General features: G+C 37.5%; 16 protein-coding genes. 10 read left to right on the top strand and 6 right to left on the bottom strand.

All coding sequences use genetic code 11. The annotated features are described in order from the left end of the window. Positions 1-19 precede the first annotated feature (19 nt). The 5 genes from glgB (at position 20) to glgP (ending at position 8059) form a co-directional block, all read left to right on the top strand. Positions 20-1957 carry a 1,4-alpha-glucan branching protein GlgB gene (gene glgB / locus NSQ08_RS23060; RefSeq protein ID WP_085312677.1) on the top strand — a complete coding sequence of 646 codons (1938 nt, stop codon included), beginning with the start codon at positions 20-22 and terminating at the stop codon, positions 1955-1957. Then, positions 1905-3035 carry a glucose-1-phosphate adenylyltransferase gene (gene glgC / locus NSQ08_RS23055; protein WP_002089246.1) on the top strand — a complete coding sequence of 377 codons (1131 nt, stop codon included), beginning with the start codon at positions 1905-1907 and terminating at the stop codon, positions 3033-3035. The genes glgB and glgC overlap by 53 nt, the downstream gene beginning before the upstream one ends. Positions 3036-3053: 18 nt before the next feature. Then, positions 3054-4088, top strand: coding sequence for a glucose-1-phosphate adenylyltransferase subunit GlgD (gene glgD, locus NSQ08_RS23050; protein ID WP_002034525.1), 1035 nt, complete (start codon positions 3054-3056; stop codon positions 4086-4088). Between the two features lie 113 nt (positions 4089-4201). Further along, entirely contained in the window at positions 4202-5632 is a 1431-nt protein-coding gene (gene glgA, locus NSQ08_RS23045; protein WP_002143574.1) for a glycogen synthase GlgA, read from the top strand. A gap of 18 nt (positions 5633-5650) precedes the next feature. Further along, the gene (gene glgP, locus NSQ08_RS23040; protein ID WP_002015802.1) at positions 5651-8059 is read left to right on the top strand and encodes a glycogen phosphorylase; all 2409 of its coding nucleotides are present in this window, start codon (positions 5651-5653) and stop codon (positions 8057-8059) included. 157 nt (positions 8060-8216) lie between these two features. Here the strand turns inward: glgP and NSQ08_RS23035 are convergent, their stop codons facing one another. Both NSQ08_RS23035 and NSQ08_RS23030 read right to left on the bottom strand, forming a co-directional pair. Further along, positions 8217-8351 (bottom strand): hypothetical protein, encoded by a 135-nt coding sequence (locus NSQ08_RS23035; protein ID WP_000911070.1) that lies wholly within the window; start codon positions 8349-8351, stop codon positions 8217-8219. A gap of 76 nt (positions 8352-8427) precedes the next feature. Then, positions 8428-9150: a lipase family protein gene (locus tag NSQ08_RS23030; RefSeq protein ID WP_002034520.1), complete on the bottom strand. Its 723-nt coding sequence runs from the start codon at positions 9148-9150 to the stop codon at positions 8428-8430. A gap of 142 nt (positions 9151-9292) precedes the next feature. Here NSQ08_RS23030 and NSQ08_RS23025 point away from each other — a divergent pair, with 142 nt between their 5' ends. Next, positions 9293-10063, top strand: a complete 771-nt coding sequence (locus NSQ08_RS23025) for a MerR family transcriptional regulator (protein WP_002015805.1) — start codon at positions 9293-9295, stop codon at positions 10061-10063. 183 nt (positions 10064-10246) lie between these two features. On the opposite strand, the gene NSQ08_RS23020 is transcribed toward NSQ08_RS23025, so the two are convergent. Both NSQ08_RS23020 and NSQ08_RS23015 read right to left on the bottom strand, forming a co-directional pair. Then, on the bottom strand, positions 10247-10396 hold the full coding sequence (locus NSQ08_RS23020; RefSeq protein ID WP_000521653.1) for a hypothetical protein: 150 nt from the start codon (positions 10394-10396) through the stop codon (positions 10247-10249). 417 nt (positions 10397-10813) lie between these two features. Continuing rightward, the gene (locus NSQ08_RS23015) at positions 10814-11596 is read right to left on the bottom strand and encodes a TIGR00266 family protein (RefSeq protein WP_002034521.1); all 783 of its coding nucleotides are present in this window, start codon (positions 11594-11596) and stop codon (positions 10814-10816) included. A gap of 321 nt (positions 11597-11917) precedes the next feature. Between NSQ08_RS23015 and cspD the strand changes: the two genes are divergently transcribed. Beyond that, the gene (cspD, locus tag NSQ08_RS23010) at positions 11918-12118 is read left to right on the top strand and encodes a cold-shock protein CspD (RefSeq protein ID WP_001193051.1); all 201 of its coding nucleotides are present in this window, start codon (positions 11918-11920) and stop codon (positions 12116-12118) included. A 43-nt stretch (positions 12119-12161) separates the two neighbouring features. Here the strand turns inward: cspD and NSQ08_RS23005 are convergent, their stop codons facing one another. Further along, positions 12162-12893: a yteA family sporulation protein gene (locus NSQ08_RS23005; RefSeq protein ID WP_340779050.1), complete on the bottom strand. Its 732-nt coding sequence runs from the start codon at positions 12891-12893 to the stop codon at positions 12162-12164. Between the two features lie 124 nt (positions 12894-13017). Then, entirely contained in the window at positions 13018-13971 is a 954-nt protein-coding gene (locus NSQ08_RS23000) for a 1,4-dihydroxy-2-naphthoate polyprenyltransferase (RefSeq protein WP_002015811.1), read from the bottom strand. Between the two features lie 193 nt (positions 13972-14164). Between NSQ08_RS23000 and NSQ08_RS22995 the strand changes: the two genes are divergently transcribed. Genes NSQ08_RS22995 through menH form a run of 3 tightly spaced genes read left to right on the top strand, consistent with a single transcriptional unit; the run spans position 14165 to position 18119 of the window. After that, a complete protein-coding gene (locus tag NSQ08_RS22995) occupies positions 14165-15559 on the top strand; it encodes an isochorismate synthase (protein ID WP_002034516.1) in 1395 nt (464 codons plus the stop codon). Then, complete coding sequence (menD, locus tag NSQ08_RS22990; RefSeq protein ID WP_033709545.1) at positions 15556-17310, top strand: 2-succinyl-5-enolpyruvyl-6-hydroxy-3-cyclohexene-1-carboxylic-acid synthase; 1755 nt, start codon at positions 15556-15558, stop codon at positions 17308-17310. Before NSQ08_RS22995 ends, menD begins: the two co-directional genes overlap by 4 nt. After that, positions 17307-18119 carry a 2-succinyl-6-hydroxy-2,4-cyclohexadiene-1-carboxylate synthase gene (menH, locus tag NSQ08_RS22985; RefSeq protein ID WP_340779044.1) on the top strand — a complete coding sequence of 271 codons (813 nt, stop codon included), beginning with the start codon at positions 17307-17309 and terminating at the stop codon, positions 18117-18119. Before menD ends, menH begins: the two co-directional genes overlap by 4 nt. Positions 18120-18183: the final 64 nt, after the last annotated feature.

Genomic DNA, 18183 nt, shown 5'->3' with positions numbered 1-18183 from the left:
TCTTAGTGAGGTGAACATATTGGATGTAATAAATTGTGAAGAAGTGAAACGAGATGAGTTTCATACAGAAAAGTACTATGACAGTTATAACATCTTTGGGGCACATATTGTGACGGAAGATGGGATGCGAGGTGTACGATTCACAGTATGGGCTCCTCATGCGAAAGCAATGAGTGTTGTTGGGGATTTTAATGAATGGGATTATGAGCAACATAAGATGCTACAAGTGACAGAAGAGGGGATTTGGTCCTTGTTTGCACCGCATATTGAAGAGAATGATATATATAAGTATGCGATTGAAACGATGGACGGTGACGTTATTTTAAAAGCGGATCCTTATGCAGTATATGCAGAAGTAAGACCAAATACGGCATCTGTAGTTTTTGATATAGAGGGATATGAATGGAATGATAAAAACTGGATTCGTAAGAGAAAGAAAAAATCGATTTATAAAGAAGCGATGACAGTTTATGAATTACATTTCGGTTCTTGGAAAAAGAAAGAGGATGGCGCTCTGTATTCTTACAGAGAAATGGCCGAGGAGCTCATTCCGTATGTGGTGGAACATCAATTTACACATATTGAAATTATGCCGCTTGTTGAGCATCCCTATGACCGTTCTTGGGGATATCAAGGAACAGGATATTATGCAGCGACAAGTAGATTCGGCACGCCACATGATTTGATGTATTTTGTCGATGAATGTCATAAATATGGAATCGGTGTCATTTTAGATTGGGTACCGGGGCATTTTTGTAAAGATGCTCACGGTTTATATTTGTTTGATGGGACACCGACTTATGAATATAAAGATAGAGACGTACAAGAAAACCTTGTATGGGGAACTGTTAATTTTGATTTAGGGAAGAGAGAAGTACGTAATTTCTTAATTTCAAATGCGTTATTTTGGATGAGGCATTTCCATATTGATGGTTTCAGGGTAGATGCAGTTGCGAATATGCTGTACTGGAATAAAGAAGGAAAAGAGCAAAGCAATGAACATGCTGTTTCTTTCTTACGAGAGTTAAATGAAGCCGTGTTTGCAGAAGATGAAGAGTTTCTTATGACAGCGGAAGATTCAACAGCTTGGCCACTTGTAACAGCTCCAACATACGAGGGTGGACTTGGATTCAATTATAAATGGAATATGGGTTGGATGAATGATGTGCTGAAATATATGGAATGTGCGCCAGAGTACCGGAAATACATTCATGAGAAAATGACATTCTCTTTAATATATGCTCACTCTGAAAACTTCATATTGCCGCTTTCTCATGATGAAGTCGTTCATGGGAAAAAGTCGTTATTAAATAAAATGCCAGGAGATTACTGGGATAAGTTTGCTCAGCTTCGTTTATTATATGGATATTTCTTTACTCATCCAGGTAAGAAATTACTCTTTATGGGTGGAGAATTCGGGCAATTTGATGAGTGGAAAGACCTTGAAGATTTAGATTGGAATTTACATGATTTTGAAATGCATCGTAATATGCATGATTACTTTAAAGAGCTCATAGCATTGTATAAGCGCTCAAAACCACTTTGGCAGTTAGATCACTCGCCTGAAGGATTTCAGTGGATTGATGCTAATAATAATGAGCAAAGTATTTTCTCGTTTATCCGCCAAGGGGATAAGCAGGAAGATGCGTTAGTTGTCGTATGTAATTTTACGAAAGCTACATATGAAAACTATAAAGTAGGTGTACCAGATTTCGAGTACTATAACGAAATTTTAAACAGTGACTCGGCGCAATATGGCGGATCGGGGCAAGTTAATAAGAAACGTCTCAAGACGATTCTAGAGCCATATCATAATCAAGCGGCACATGTAGAAATTACAATTCCACCATTTGGCGTATCCATATTACGACCAGTGAAGACGAGAAAGGGGAGCAAAAAACAAGATGGCTCAAAAACAAAAGTGCGTAGCAATGTTACTAGCAGGGGGAAAAGGTAGTCGTTTAAGTGCATTAACAAAAAATTTAGCCAAGCCAGCTGTTCCATTTGGTGGTAAATATCGCATTATTGATTTTACGTTAAGTAACTGTGCAAACTCCGGTATTGAAACGGTGGGGATTTTAACACAATATCAACCGTTAGAACTTCATAATTATATTGGAATCGGAAATGCTTGGGATCTTGATCGTGTAAACGGTGGAGTCACTGTGTTACCTCCTTATGCGGAGTCTTCAGGTGTGAAGTGGTATACAGGTACGGCAAGTGCTATTTATCAAAACTTAAACTATTTAAGTCAGTATGAACCAGAATATGTCCTTATTTTATCAGGCGATCATATTTATAAAATGGATTACAGCAAAATGCTAGATTACCATATTGAGAAAGAAGCGGACGTTTCGATTTCTGTTATTGAAGTGCCGTGGGATGAAGCAAGTCGCTTTGGCATCATGAATACAAATGAAGAGATGGAAGTTGTTGAATTTGAGGAGAAACCGCAATTTCCAAGAAGTAATCTTGCATCAATGGGAATTTATATTTTTAACTGGGCTATTTTAAAAGAATATTTAGAGATGGATGCAAGAAACCCTGAATCTAGTAATGACTTCGGAAAAGATGTACTTCCGCTCTTGTTAGATGAAGGGAAGAAGTTGATGGCGTATCCATTTGAAGGATATTGGAAAGATGTTGGAACGGTGAAAAGCTTATGGGAAGCGAATATGGATTTACTTCGCGATGAAACATCGTTGAACTTGAACGATCGTAATTGGCGCATTTATTCTGTAAATCCAAACGAGCCGCCTCAATATATTGCACAGCAGGCAAAAGTAGAAGAGTCACTTATTAATGAAGGGTGCGTCATTGAAGGGGACGTGAAGCATTCTGTTTTATTCCAAGGAGTGACGGTGGAAGAAGGTAGTATGGTAATCGATTCTGTCGTTATGCCGGGGGCAAAGATTGGTAAAAACGTTGTGATTGAAAGAGCGATCGTTGGATCGGAAATGGTTATTGAAGATGGGACAATAATTCGTCCAGAAAAAAATGTTGATGATGTAGTACTAATTGCTGAAGGAAAATAGAAAAGGGGGATGAAATGAATGGGAGAAAAAATGTTAGGAATTATTAATGCAACGGGAAGTTTTCCTTCCTTAAAGAAAGTAACAGGGCATCGTTCATTAGCGGCGTTACCGTTTGGAGGCCGTTATCGCCTCATTGATTTCATGCTTTCAAATATGGTGAATTCTAATATTCATAGCGTGGCGGTTTTTACAAGTCATAAAAATCGTTCTTTAATGGATCATGTCGGTTCAGGAAAACAGTGGGATTTAGATAGAAAGCGTGATGGACTGTTTTTATTCCCACCGAACTGCCAATGTGATCATGACGAATTTGGATCTTTTGCACATTTTAGAAGACATATTGATTATTTTCTAAGAAGCAGAGAAGAATATGTTGTTATTACGAATAGCCATCTTGTAACAGCGTTAAACTTTCAAGCGGTGTTAGAGCGACATATACATACGTCTGCAGATATTACTGAAGTTTGTCATGAAGGGGTTTCGCTTCAAACATATGTGTTAAAGAAACAATTATTGCTAGACTTATTTGAGACATATAAAGATGTAGAGCAATACAGTTTATTTGATGTAGTGAGAGAAAAGAGCGGGAAATCACTGCATATTACTACGTACGAACATACAGGATATGTAGCTATTATTGATTCTATTGAAAGTTACTATAAACATAGCCTAGAAATTTTGCAGCCTTCTATTTGGAAGCAATTATTTAAGAAAGAAGCACCAATCTTTACGAAAGTAAAAGATGAGCCACCAACTCGTTATGTGAAGGGTGCAGTAGTGAAAAATACGATGATTGCAAACGGCAGTATTATTGAGGGTGAAGTAGAAAATAGTGTTGTCTCCCGTTCTGTTAAAATTGGAAAAGGTTCAATTGTTCGTAATAGTATTATTATGCAAAAGAGCCAAATTGGAGATAATTGCATAATAGACGGTGTTATTATTGATAAAGACGTAAAAATTGGTGACGGTGTTGTACTAAAAGGAAACGCCGATGAGCCATATGTTGTAGAAAAAGGAAGCATTCAAAACAGTACGATTAATAGTTATTCTTAAAAGAATCAGTGGGGGTTTTTCCTCCACTGATTAAAGCATTCATTCAAATGAAAACTCGAAGGGAGGAAGCTGCAAGGGAAGTTGTATAAGCTTTTCGTGCAGTGGGACAACAAGTGAATATTTTATTTGCAGTATCAGAATGTGTACCATTTGTTAAATCGGGAGGATTAGCTGATGTAGCAGGTGCGCTCCCAAAAGAGCTGAAAAAATTAGGTGTGGACGTTCGTATTATACTTCCAAATTATAGTCTTATTCCGCAAAAATTAAGGGATGGATGTACGTTACATAAAGTAATTAACGTCCCGCTTGGGTGGAGAAATCAATATTGCGGAATTTTAAAAGGTGAGCAAGACGGGATTACGTATTACTTAATAGATAATGAATATTATTTTAAGAGAGATTCTCTATATGGTCATTATGATGACGGAGAGCGTTTTTCTTATTTTTCAAAAGCAGTTTTAGAGTGTATTCCGCATCTTGATTTCGAAGTAGATGTTCTCCATAGCCACGATTGGCATACAGCTATGGTGAATTTCTTACTACGTGAAAAGTATCAAGATAATCCATTATATGAGCATATTAAAACGGTGTATACGATTCATAACTTGCAGTTCCAAGGTGTATTTCCTCCTGAAGTGATGTACGACTTGTTAGAACTTGGTGATGAATATTTTCATAGTGAGCAGCTAGAGTTTTATGGAAATGTGAACTTTATGAAGGGCGGAATTATCGCTTCTGATCAAATTACAGCAGTTAGCCCGACATACAAAGAAGAAATTCAATATGAATTTTTCGGTGAGAAGTTAGATGGGTTGTTACGAAAAAATAATGGTAAGCTTAGCGGCATCGTAAATGGAATTGATACGAGCGTATATAATCCAGAAACGGATTCGTATATTACTGCTCAGTATGATGCAGAGTCATTAGAGGAAAAGAATGAAAATAAACGCGTATTGCAGCGTTATTTTGGTTTGCCAGAAAAAGAAGATACACCAATTATTTCGATGGTAACGAGATTAACGAAGCAAAAAGGTCTTGATTTAGTACGTACTGTATTCCGCGAAATAATGGAGGAAGATGTGCAATGTATTATTTTAGGATCAGGTGATTCTGAATATGAACAATTCTTTGAGTGGATGGCATACGAGTATCCTGAGAAGGTAAAAGTGTATATCGGATTTAATGAAGAGCTAGCCCACCAAGTGTATGCGGGAAGTGATTTATTCTTAATGCCATCACTATTTGAACCGTGTGGACTTGGACAACTTATTGCATTAGCGTACGGTACAATTCCGATTGTAAGAGAGACAGGCGGATTAAATGATACTGTACAATCTTATGACGAAGAAACTGGAGAAGGAAATGGTTTCAGTTTCACGAACTTTAATGCGCATGACATGTTGCACACGGTTCTTCGTGCGATTGAATTTTATCATGATAAACCGGTATGGGAGCAGCTTGTAAAACAAGCGATGACTGAAGATTATAGCTGGGAGAAATCAGCTCTTGCCTATAAGAAATTGTATAAAAGTCTCATGGAATAACATGTAGGTGGTGAAGAAATGTTTACTCATGTTGAAAGTTTCAAATCAGCTTTTCTAGAAAAGTTAGAGACGATGTATGGTAAAAGTTTTAAAGACTCTACAACTCGTGATCAATACAATACGCTTGGGTACATGGTACGTGAGTATATGAATAGTCAATGGATTGCAACGAACGAAAGTTATCGGTCTGGAGAGCAAAAGCAAATGTATTACTTATCCATTGAGTTTTTACTTGGGCGTTTGCTTGGAAGTAACATATTAAATTTAGGCATCAGGGATGTATGTGAACAAGGACTTTCTGAGCTTGGGATTTCTTTGCAACAATTAGAAGAGGTGGAAGCAGATGCAGGTCTTGGAAATGGTGGACTTGGACGATTAGCAGCCTGTTTCCTTGATTCACTTGCATCTTTAAACTTACCAGGTCATGGCTGTGGAATTCGTTACAAACACGGCTTATTTGATCAAAAAATTGTTGATGGTTATCAAGTTGAATTTCCAGAACAGTGGCTTCTTCATGAAAACGTATGGGAAGTAAGAAGGCATGATCAAGCTGTAGAAGTAAGTTATTTCGGCAATGTTGAACCGCTATACATTGATGGGCGTTTAGAGTTCAGGCATACGAATGCAGAAGTGATTATGGCAGTACCATATGACGTTCCAGTAGTAGGTTATGAGACGAGTACTGTAAATACACTCAGACTTTGGAATGCTGAACCAGTTCCTTTCCCGCAAAATTGCAAAGATATTTTGAAATATAAGCGTGAAACAGAGGCTGTATCGGAGTTTTTATATCCAGATGATACGCATGATGAGGGGAAAATACTTCGTTTGAAGCAACAGTATTTCCTCGTATCAGCAAGTTTGCAAAATATCGTTCGTATGCATAGAGAAAGATATGGTGACCTTCGTCAATTACATGAGAAAATTGCGATTCATATTAATGATACACATCCAGTTTTGGCGATTCCAGAACTAATGCGTATTTTATTAGATGAAGAAAAACTAGCATGGGAAGAAGCATGGCACATAACGACACAAACGATTTCTTATACGAATCATACGACGTTATCAGAAGCGCTTGAGAAGTGGCCAATTCACATTTTTAAACCGTTATTACCGAGAATTTATATGATTATTGAAGAGATTAATGAACGTTTCTGTCATGAACTTTGGGAACGTTATCCATATGAATGGCATCGTATTGAAGAGATGGCGATTATTGCGCATGATCTTGTGAAAATGGCTCATTTAGCAATTGTCGGTAGCCATAGCGTAAATGGTGTAGCAAAAATTCATACGGAAATTTTAAAGCAACGTGAAATGCGATTGTTTTATGAGTTTTATCCAGATAAGTTTAATAATAAAACGAATGGAATCGCTCATAGACGTTGGTTAATGAAGGCGAATCCGCAGCTGACAAACCTGATTTCAGAGGCGATTGGAACAGAGTGGAAGAAAGAACCGATTAAGCTTCAAGCGCTGCAAACAGTTCAACACGATGCGAGTTTCCAAGAGAAATTTGCAGAGGTAAAACAAGAGCGTAAAGAGATTTTAGCGGAGCGTATTCATAATAAAATGGGGATTACAATTGATCCTAATTCTATTTTTGATGTGCAAGTAAAAAGACTACATGCTTACAAACGACAACTATTAAACGTTCTTCATATTTTATATTTGTATAACCGTTTGAAAGAGGATGCTAGTTTTACATTTTATCCGCGTACTTTTATCTTTGGAGCGAAAGCATCACCTGGCTATTACTATGCGAAAAAAATTATTAAATTAATCAATGAACTCGCAAGGAAAGTAAATAATGATCCGTACGTAAGCCAATATATGAAAGTTATCTTTCTAGAAAACTATCGAGTGTCTTTAGCGGAAGATATATTCCCAGCTGCGGATGTGAGTGAGCAAATTTCAACTGCGAGTAAAGAAGCATCAGGAACAGGGAATATGAAATTTATGATGAATGGTGCGATTACACTCGGAACGTTAGACGGAGCTAATGTTGAAATAAAAGACCGGGTCGGTGATGATAACTGTTTCATTTTTGGTTTAACAGCGGAAGAGGTTCTTCATTACTATCAAAATGGTGGATATCGTGCAAGTGATTATTATCACCACAATATGCATATTAAAAAAGTAGTAGATCAGTTAACGAATGGTTTCTTTGCACATTCGGGAGCTGAATTTGAAGCGATTTATGATTCTCTCGTAATTCAAAATGATGAATACTTCGTTCTGCGAGATTTTGGTCCATATGCGGAAAGGCAAGAAGCTGTTGGTAGAGCGTATGAAAACCGAACGAAGTGGCTAGAAATGTCGATTTTAAATATTGCACAGTCTGGTCATTTTGCGAGTGATCGAACGATTTTACAGTATAGTAATGAGATTTGGAGTATTGGTAATGCGGTTACACAGTATTAAGTGAAAGTCCCTTTTGAAGGGACTTTTATTCATGGAGACAAAGTGTAAAAATGAATAATACGTATAGGGACGCTAAAGTGTATTCACTTTTAAAAGAGGAATATAATCACTTAAAAAACCGAGCTTAATCTCATTAAGCTCGGTTTTCTTTTTTTGCTTAAGAAAGAAATGGGATAGCGGTATATATGATACCTGTTCCATCATATTCTCCCGTCGCAAAGTATGAAAATGTAAAGAAACCTGTAAACGTAAAAATTACAATTAGAAAAAGTGCAAAGATAAATTTTAGCATGTAAGGTCCCCTCATCCAAAAATAACTTCATATATTATTATAGTATAAGGATATAGGGTTTCCAATCATTACCTGGTTAAAAATGAGAAGTCAGACATGTTTTGTATGTTGTCATGGCATGATTATTTGTAATAGATTTTGTGTTTTTTGTAAAAGTCATGTTGTGATGAACATGTGCATATTCCCAGTCTTGTTCATTAAAATGGACATTGCGCGGAGGGAGAAGAGGAACGACATCAAATAAATTAACAAAGCGAAAGCTACTAGCTACTTGTAGTTTATAATAATTACGAAATACAATATCGCCCACTTTGGGAGAGGCAAATGTATAAAGACCGTACTGTGCGAAGGCGGTGTTGATACGCGCATCGAGTATATGTAGTGTGGCGAGCGCGCCGCCTAAGCTATGGCCTGTTGCAAGAAGTTTCTTATGGGCTGGTAATGACACGAGCATATCCATAATAGAATCCCGGCAAGATTCATAAATTGAAAGAAAGCCGTTATGAACATTTCCGCTATTTAAAGCGTATGGGTATGGTCTTTGGTTGACGAGTGAATCGATAATCCAATCTGTATCTGTTTGTGTGCCTCTAAAAGCTACAATAATCGTATCTTCAGATTCTAATATGAACCCAAACCATTCCATCGTTTGAATCGCTTTTCCTTGAAAGCCTTGTACATATTGGAATCCATCAGGTATTTCAAAAATCCCATTTTGTTTATATTGTTCATACGTTAACTCACAACAAGATGCTAACAATATGGCAGTATCTTTATCAAAGGATAAAGGAGTACGCATCAAGCAAGCCCTCCTTAAGAAAAGGTATAGTTCAATATATGCAGTGAGGGACTTGATTCATTCTTTTTTGAAAAAAGGCTTGAACCTACAGTTACGTGAGGGAGTATGATTTTTGTAAACATATTGTTAGGAGGAGTGTAGGATGAGCAAAAAGGAAGGGTATTCAATTGGTGAGTTTTCAAAGAGAACAGGTATATCAATAAGGACACTACAGTATTACGATGAACTTGGCCTGCTTAAACCTGAAAAAAATATAAGTTCAGGACACCGTGTATATAAAGATAGAGATATATTAGCGCTCCAAAAAATAGTGAGTCTTAAAGTATTAGGATATAGTTTAGAAGAAATTCGTGTCATGCTCAATGTGAAAAGTTTGAATATAAGCTTAAAAGAAACATTACAAAATCAAAGAGTAGCCTTTGAAGAAAAGAAAAAACAACTTGAAGTTTCGATAAAGGCGATTGAACGAACAATGGTATACCTTGAGGAAGATGAAGAGGTAGATAGTAACATATTAATGAGCTTAATTAATAGTATCCAAAAAGAAAATGAACAACGTTTATGGCTTGAAGAATATGTATCAAAAGAAGTGGCTGATGGATTATATAATAAGCCGGAAGAAGAGGACATAGCACTTGATAAAGAGTTTATGCGTTTAGCAAAAGAAGTGAAAAGGTTATTTGGAAGACAAATTGAAGATTCAGAAGTGCAAAAATTGGTTGATGAACATATGAAAGCGACTCTTAAGTATGTCGGTGAAGAGACAATGTATTCTCTAGGTAAATTAGAGAATGTAGAAGAACAATATAATAATACGATGCCTTCTCCTTATACAGAGGAAGAAGAGTTATGGCTTAATGAAGCGATGGAATGTTATATGGTTAAAAATGGTTTGTATAGTCCACCTAAATAAAAAAGCCGATTTCAATCTCAAGGAATCGACTTTTTTAGTTATACTTAATGAACTAACGCATGCGTTAGTTCATTAAGTAAGAGGTTTGAAAAATAGCCTGTATATATTTGAACGATGAATAACTTACCTATTTTCTTGTGTTTGTTTGCACCATATACAGAAAATTAGGGAAAATGTAACGTGTTATTTATCTGTTTGTTTTTGCTTTTTTTTCAAATACTCCGCACGCAATTTTTCAAGTTGCTGCTTTTTATCAAATTTGGCAGGCGTCTGTTTTTCATGAAACTTTGCCACAGCTACCTGACTTTTGTAATCCAATTGATATTTTCCCACTTTGTTCACCTACTTTTCTTGTCTTTAAAGAGAATCTATTCAACCAATATAATATACCTTATTTTACTGAAGTAAACCTTATTAATTTTTTACTTATATCTATCTTAATCCAAATATTACCTTATTAAACTAACCTGCCCGTTAGCTTAAGGCAGATTTTATCTAAATAATGCGAGGTGAACCAAAATGGAGAAAAAACGAGGACAGCATTATGTCTGGACATATTATCTAACCTCATGGACTGATGATTTGGAAAATTCATTTCGGAATTTTTCACCTAGTATGCGTAACTCCTCAACCAACGTGTTGTTGTTTGTAGACGTAAATTAAAACACCCTTTCATGCAGTACTATGAAAGGGTGTTTTAATTTTATTCATTCTCTTAAGTTGATGGCTAAGGCCCCAGAAGGACACTATTTATTCTTTCCCATCTAAAAGGCGACCAAGTCCGCCTAAAACGCTGCCTTCACCGCTGCTTTGAGCTGCTGGGCTTGTAAGGCGTGCTGCTAAGCGGCTAAGTGTTAAGGACTGAATCCAAACCGTTCCAGGACCTTCTAGCGTTGCGAAGAATAAACCTTCACCGCCAAATAGAGCTGTTTTTACTTTTCCAACGAATTGAATATCGTAGTTAACATCTTTTGTCATTGCAACGAGACAACCTGTATCAATGCGAAGTTTCTCGCCAGGTTTCAATTCACGCTTATATACAGTTCCGCCTGCATGCATGAAAGCTAGACCATCACCTTCAAGTTTTTGCATGATGAAACCTTCACCACCGAAGAAACCAGTTCCTATTTTTTTAGTAAACTCAATTCCGATAGAAACACCTTTTGCGGCACAAAGAAATGCATCTTTTTGGCAGACTACTTTTCCTTGATATTCTGTTAAATCAACAGGAATAATTTTTCCAGGATAAGGAGCGGCGAATGATACGTGTCGTTTGCCATGACCTGTATTTGTAAATACAGTCATAAACATACTTTCACCTGTAACGAGACGTTTACCTGCGCCCATTAATTTACCGAATAGACCACTAGATGGTCCAGAACCATCACCGAAAATCGTTTCCATTTCGATATGATCTTCCATCATCATCATTGCGCCAGCCTCTGCGACAACGCTTTCTTCTGGATCCAATTCAATTTCAACAAACTGCATATCATCGCCATATAACTTATACTCGATTTCATGTGCTTGCATTTTTTCACCTCATCATATGTAGTAATTATATTGTACAAAAATTAAAGAAATTAGAATACTGTAGTTTTGTTAATTTTTGAATAAAAATAGAATGAGAATTTAAGGTTATACTAGGATTATAAAAAACGATGGGAAGAAAGTGTTCTCATTTGACGTTTTTGATATAGCATGATATAGTGAGAACACTATTGAGCTACATAATGTGGTACGGAAATAAAGCACGTTGTATTAAAGGCTGTAAGCTTGTTATACATTCATGTCCTTTATATCCACCTTTTCATGTGGATTCATAGTTTCATTTTTATTTAGGAGGTACATGACATGCAAACAGGTAAAGTTAAATGGTTTAACGGCGAAAAAGGTTTTGGCTTCATCGAAGTTGAAGGCGGAGAAGACGTATTCGTACATTTCTCAGCTATTCAAGGCGACGGCTTCAAAACTTTAGAAGAAGGTCAAGAAGTTTCTTTCGAAATCGTTGATGGAAACCGCGGACCACAAGCAGCTAACGTTACAAAAAACTAATTAGCTAGCGAAAAAAAGCATTCCGAATTTCGGAATGCTTTTTTTATGCTTTAGAACCAGACTCATCTGAAGATAATTCACCTTTAAAGGTACGTTCTTCAGAGTCATCAAGCAATTGTTCATATTCTTCATGTTCTTCTGTTGCGAAAACTTGTGGGTTTTTTCCATACATATCTGTTCCAATAAAGTTTTCGAAATCCTCTACATACCCAACATTTTCTTTACTATTTACGTACATGCCATTATAGTTTTTTGAATCCTGTCTTTCTAAATCGGATGGTGTTTCTGATGTTCCGTAATTTGCGACGTCTTGCCAAGCATCTTCAGCATCGTACTCTACAGAATGATCTTCGTCGTGCTTATGAAAAGAAGAATTTAGCACCTCTTCTTCAACTGGGCGCGCCTTCATATCTAATTTATTTGTAGTGTGCTGAATACACGTTGTAGCAGTTGGCATTGCTTCTAATCTTTCAAATGGAATTTCCTCACCAGACACTTCGCAAATTCCGTACGTACCAGCTTCAATTTTTTGCAGAGCATGTTTCGTATCTTCTAACTGTTTATGCCAAAATTCGATGAGTCCGAAATCTTTCTCACGTTCGTACAATTCTGTAGCCATATCACCTGGATGGTTGTCATAGCTAGACAATTCTCCTACTGAATCACGTTCAGATGCACGGTTTTCATCTTCATGAGTTTGTATCGTTTGTTCAACTTCTTGCTGTTGTTTTTCTAGAATAGATTTAAATTGATTTATTTGTTGTGGAGTTAACATAGTCGTCCACCTTCCTACAATTCAGTTTCTTTACATAGTATGAGCGTTGAGAGTAGGAATTATGAGATGAATTTCAGCCGGGAAGTCGGTATATGAAAAAAGGAGCCGCATAAGCAGCTCCTTTCTATAGGAAGTATCCAAGCAATAATCCGATTCCCATTAGGAGACCGAAAATTGTATTTGTTTTTGCTGTTGAAATCATCGCAGGTACCATTTCCATTGGAATGCTTTTGCCGATAAAGCCTTTCGTCGCTTTAAATGCTTTCGGTACACTTAAGAATACGATAAGCATCCATGGTGATACGATGTTAACGATGATTAAAGCGATTGTCCAAATGTAGGCAACGATAAACATAGAAGCAAGTACACCAACGGCTCTTTCGCGTCCAACGAGAATTGCTAACGTTTTACGACCATTTTCTTTATCACCATCTAAATCACGAATATTGTTAGATAGTAAAATTGCACCAATTAAAATGGAGCTTGGAATAGATAATAAAATCACTTCTGATGTTACTGCCCCTGTTTGGATAAAGAATGAAATACCAATAATAATGACACCCATAAATAATCCTGCTGTTAGCTCTCCAAATGGTGTGTACGCAATTGGAATGGGGCCACCAGTGTAAAGGTAAGCAACGGCCATACAAACAAGACCGATTGCAGCAAGCCACCAGCTAGAGTTCATACAAATATAAACACCTAATAGCGTTGCGATGCCTAAAAATCCGAATGCTAAGTTAAGCACGGTTTTTGGTTTAATGCCATCGCGGACGATAGCACCTCCGATTCCAACTGAACCTTCATGATCGAGTCCTCTTTTATAATCAAAGTATTCATTAAACATGTTCGTTGCTGCTTGAATGAGAAGGCAAGCAAGAAGCATCATAAAGAAAAGAGGAAGATGTATTTGATTTATACCTCCGACCTGCATTGCAAAAGCTGTTCCGATGAAAACAGGAACGAAAGCTGCTGTTAATGTATGGGGACGTAATAAACTCCACCAAATTCGCCAGCCTGTTTGTTTACTTGGCTTTGGCGCCGTAGGAGAGGAATTCGTTTCGACGTTCATTTCCATGTTGAATCCTCCTTGGTCACATATTGTACACAATTAAGTGTAGAAAAAGCATCATTTAGTGTCAACGTTTATTTTCTAGGAAGAGAAGGTGAATTTCTCAGAAATGCTAAACGTTGACAGGCCTTTCCTTTGAGGTGTATCTTAAAATCAAGCGTAATTATGACTATTTTTCGCCCATAGGGGGGAGACAATTGTGATTCAAACGAAACGAAAAGGCTTACAAGAAGTTCTTGTTACAGCTATTAAGCGTACGACTGATGAAAAAACATTAGTTAGTTTTGTAAAACAAATAGATTGGGTGGATCCACTTCTGTTTTATGCAGCAGGAAAAAGGATCGCATTCGAAAATAGATGTTATTTTGCAGACCCAGCTCAGCATGTAATATTTGCTGGAATTGGCTCTGTTTTCACTATAGCAAATTCTTCTCACAAACGCTTTCAAACTGCTCGTGACGAGTGGGATAAAGTAAAAGAGAAAGCATTCGTACAAAGAGAAGGATACGAATTTGGAACAGGTCCTCTTTTATTTGGTGGATTTTCATTTGACCAAGAAAAAGAAAAAACGAATCTTTGGAAAGAATTTGATGATACCACATTTTCACTACCAGCATTTTTATTAACTGTAAAAAATGAAAAGGCGTGGTTAACGATTAATCAGTTCGTTTCAGCTGAAGATTGTGCAGAAACTCTTTATAACGAAATTATTTCTGTAGAAGAGAGAATTTTACAAGAGAGTAAATGTGCACTAGTAGGATCAAAATTAACAGTTACTTCTAAAGTAGAAGTTGATCCGATTGGCTGGATGAACGCGATTGGAAAAGTGCAAGATGAAATGAAGCAAGGGAACGTGCAGAAGGTTGTATTAGCAAGGGAGCTAAAATTAACGATGGATCAGCATATTGATTCCGTTCTTGTTTTAGAAGCGCTTCGCATTGGGCAACCGGATTGTTACGTATTTTCTTTTGATTATAAAGGAGCATGCTTCTTAGGGGCGACACCTGAGCGATTGATTCGAAAAGAAGGCGAGAAGTTCACATCGATGTGCCTTGCTGGTTCAATTGGTCATGGCAATTCTATAGAAGAAAGTAAACAAAATGGTGAGACGCTTCTTCATGATGAAAAGAATTTGGCTGAACACGGTTATGTAGTTAACATGATTCGAGGTGTGCTAAGTGAGCATTGCGAATCTGTTAATATTCCGGAGAGCCCAGGCTTATTAACGACGAAAAATTTAATCCATTTATATACGCCAGTAGAAGCAAAAGGTGATGCAAGTCTTTTAACGATGGTAGAAGAATTACATCCAACACCAGCTCTTGGTGGTACACCTCGTCATGAGGCGTTGAAATTAATTCGTGATGTAGAGCTTTTAGATAGAGGATTATATGGTGCACCAATTGGCTTTATAGATGATGAAGGAAATGGTGAATTTGCGGTTGCACTTCGCTGCGGATTATTAAATGGCGAGAAGGCATCCTTGTTTGCCGGCTGTGGTATCGTAATTGATTCAGTAGCGCAGCTTGAATATGAAGAAACAAGTTTGAAGTTTAGACCGATGCTTGGTGCTTTGGAGGAATTAATGAAATGAACAATCATATAGAAGCATTATCATATTATTTAGGCGCGTTCGTGGACGAACTGACGCGTCTAAATGTATGTGATGTTGTCATTAGTCCTGGCTCACGGTCAACGCCGATTGCCTTACTAATGGAACAACATGAAGGAATGAAAACATATTTACATGTAGACGAAAGATCAGCAGGATTTTTTGCGCTCGGTATTGCGAAAGTAAAAAAACGTCCTGTTGCGCTATTATGTACGTCAGGGACGGCAGCAGCGAACTATTATCCAGCTGTATGTGAAGCGTTTCATTCACGAGTGCCGCTTATCGTATTAACAGCGGATAGACCGCATGAATTAAGAGATGTGGGTGCACCACAGGCGATGAATCAATTTAATTTATACGGTACTTTTGTGAAGCAATTTACAGAGATGGCACTTCCTGAAGCGAGTGAAGCAATGTATCATTACGCTCGAATGACAACGCAGCGTACGATAGCAAGCGCACTTCTAGCGCCGCAAGGACCTGTTCATCTTAATTTTCCAGTTCGCGAGCCGCTTATACCGGATTTCTCATTAGAAAGTTTATGGGATAAAGGGCGTGGTGAATATACAGGAGTAGTTCAGCAAGGGAACGTGACGATGCCGAGTGAATATGTAGATTCTCTTGTAGGGCGCCTTTCACATATGGAAAAGGGGCTTATTATTTGTGGAGACGGCAGTCATCCAGAAATAACAGAAGTTGTTATGAAAGTAGCTGAGAAAACAGGGTATCCAATTTTAGCAGATCCACTTTCTAACCTCCGTAGTGGTAATCATGATAAAACGATGGTTATAGATTGTTACGATACATTTTTACGAAATGAATTGTTAAAAGAAACGTGGAAGCCGAATGTTTTAATTCGTTTCGGAGGAATGCCTGTCTCTAAAGCATTAACGCAGTTCATCAAAAAACAAACGAAAGCTGTTCATATCGTTGTCGATGAATCTGGACAATGGAGAGATCCAGCTTTAGTTGCGACAGAAGTTGTACAAGCTAGTGACAGTGAATTTTGCAGAGCATTATTAGAGAAAATGCCAGTTATGAAAAAGAATGATTGGTTCGGAATGTGGAAACATATAAACGAGAAAACGAGAGAAACGCTTCGTGAGATGGAAACATATGAAACGGCATTTGAAGGAAAAGTAATTACGGATATTGTAAGTGTATTACCAGAAGGGGCAACGTTATTTGCGAGTAATAGTATGCCAATTCGCGATACCGATTCATTTTTCTTCACATCGGATAAAAACATTCAAGTAATGGCGAACCGCGGTGTAAATGGTATTGATGGAATCATTTCAACAGCTTTAGGAGCGAGTATTATTTGTGATCCGCTCGTATTAGTAATCGGTGATTTATCATTTTATCACGATTTAAACGGACTATTAGCCGCGAAACTACATGAGTTAAATATAACGATTGTTGTTGTAAATAATGATGGTGGAGGTATTTTCTCATTCTTACCACAATACGAGAAAAAGGAACATTTCGAATCATTATTTGGAACACCAATTGGGCTTGATTATGAACATGTTGTCAAAATGTATGGTGGTTCATTTAGCCGTGTAAATGGTTGGGAAAACTTCCGAGAAGAAGTACAAACTGGAACGAAAACGAATGGATTACACGTTGTGGAAATTTGTACGAATCGCGAAGAAAACTTGAAATTACATCGTGAACTATGGGCAAAAACAATGGACGTTATTACTACATCTTTGCAAGGTGAATCAAAATGAAAGTAACATTGCAAGGTGTATCGTATGAATATGAAGTAGCCGGAAGCGGGGAACCACTTCTACTTCTTCATGGTTTTACGGGAAGCATGGAAACGTGGGGTTCCTTTATTCCTTCTTGGAGCGAGCAGTTTCAAGTCATTCTAGTAGACATTGTTGGACACGGGAAAACGGAAAGTCCTGAAGATGTGACGCATTATGATATTCAAAATGTGGCACTGCAAATGAAAGAACTACTGGATCATCTTCATATTGAAAATGCGCACATACTTGGCTATTCAATGGGTGGTAGACTTGCGATTACGATGGCATGCTTATATCCAGAATATGTGCGTTCGCTTCTTTTAGAAAACTGTACAGCTGGACTTGAGAGTGCAAAGGAGCGAAAAGAACGCAAGGAAAAAGATGAACGACTTGCCGATAAAATTGAGCAAGAAGGCATCCGAAGTTTTGTATCGATGTGGGAAAATATTCCGCTATTTGAAACGCAAAAACGTTTAGTGCAAAGCGTAAAAGAAGCGGTGCGAAAAGAACGACTTGCTAATAATTCAAAAGGACTTGCAAATAGTCTTCGCGGCATGGGAACAGGGGCTCAGCCTTCATGGTGGAACGAATTGCAAAACCTAAAAATGCCTGTCCTTTTACTGAATGGAGAAAGCGATGAAAAGTTCTTTCGCATATTAAAAAACATCGAAAAATGCATCCCTCATGCGAAATTTGTCAAAATTGATGGGGCTGGCCATGCAATTCATGTGGAACAACCGGAAAAGTTTGATACAATAGTAAAGGGATTTCTAAAAACTATGCAGTGATACTTTTTTCAGCAAGAAGGAAGTTGCACTTATAGCGGAGATCAGAAATATAAAAGGAGGTAAT

The organism is Bacillus sp. FSL E2-8887 (genome assembly GCF_038007205.1).
In the GTDB taxonomy this organism is placed as follows: Bacteria; Bacillota; Bacilli; order Bacillales; family Bacillaceae_G; genus Bacillus_A; species Bacillus_A mycoides.
The sequence above is the reverse complement of the archived record's forward strand: the minus strand, read 5'-3'. Positions and strand labels throughout refer to the sequence as shown.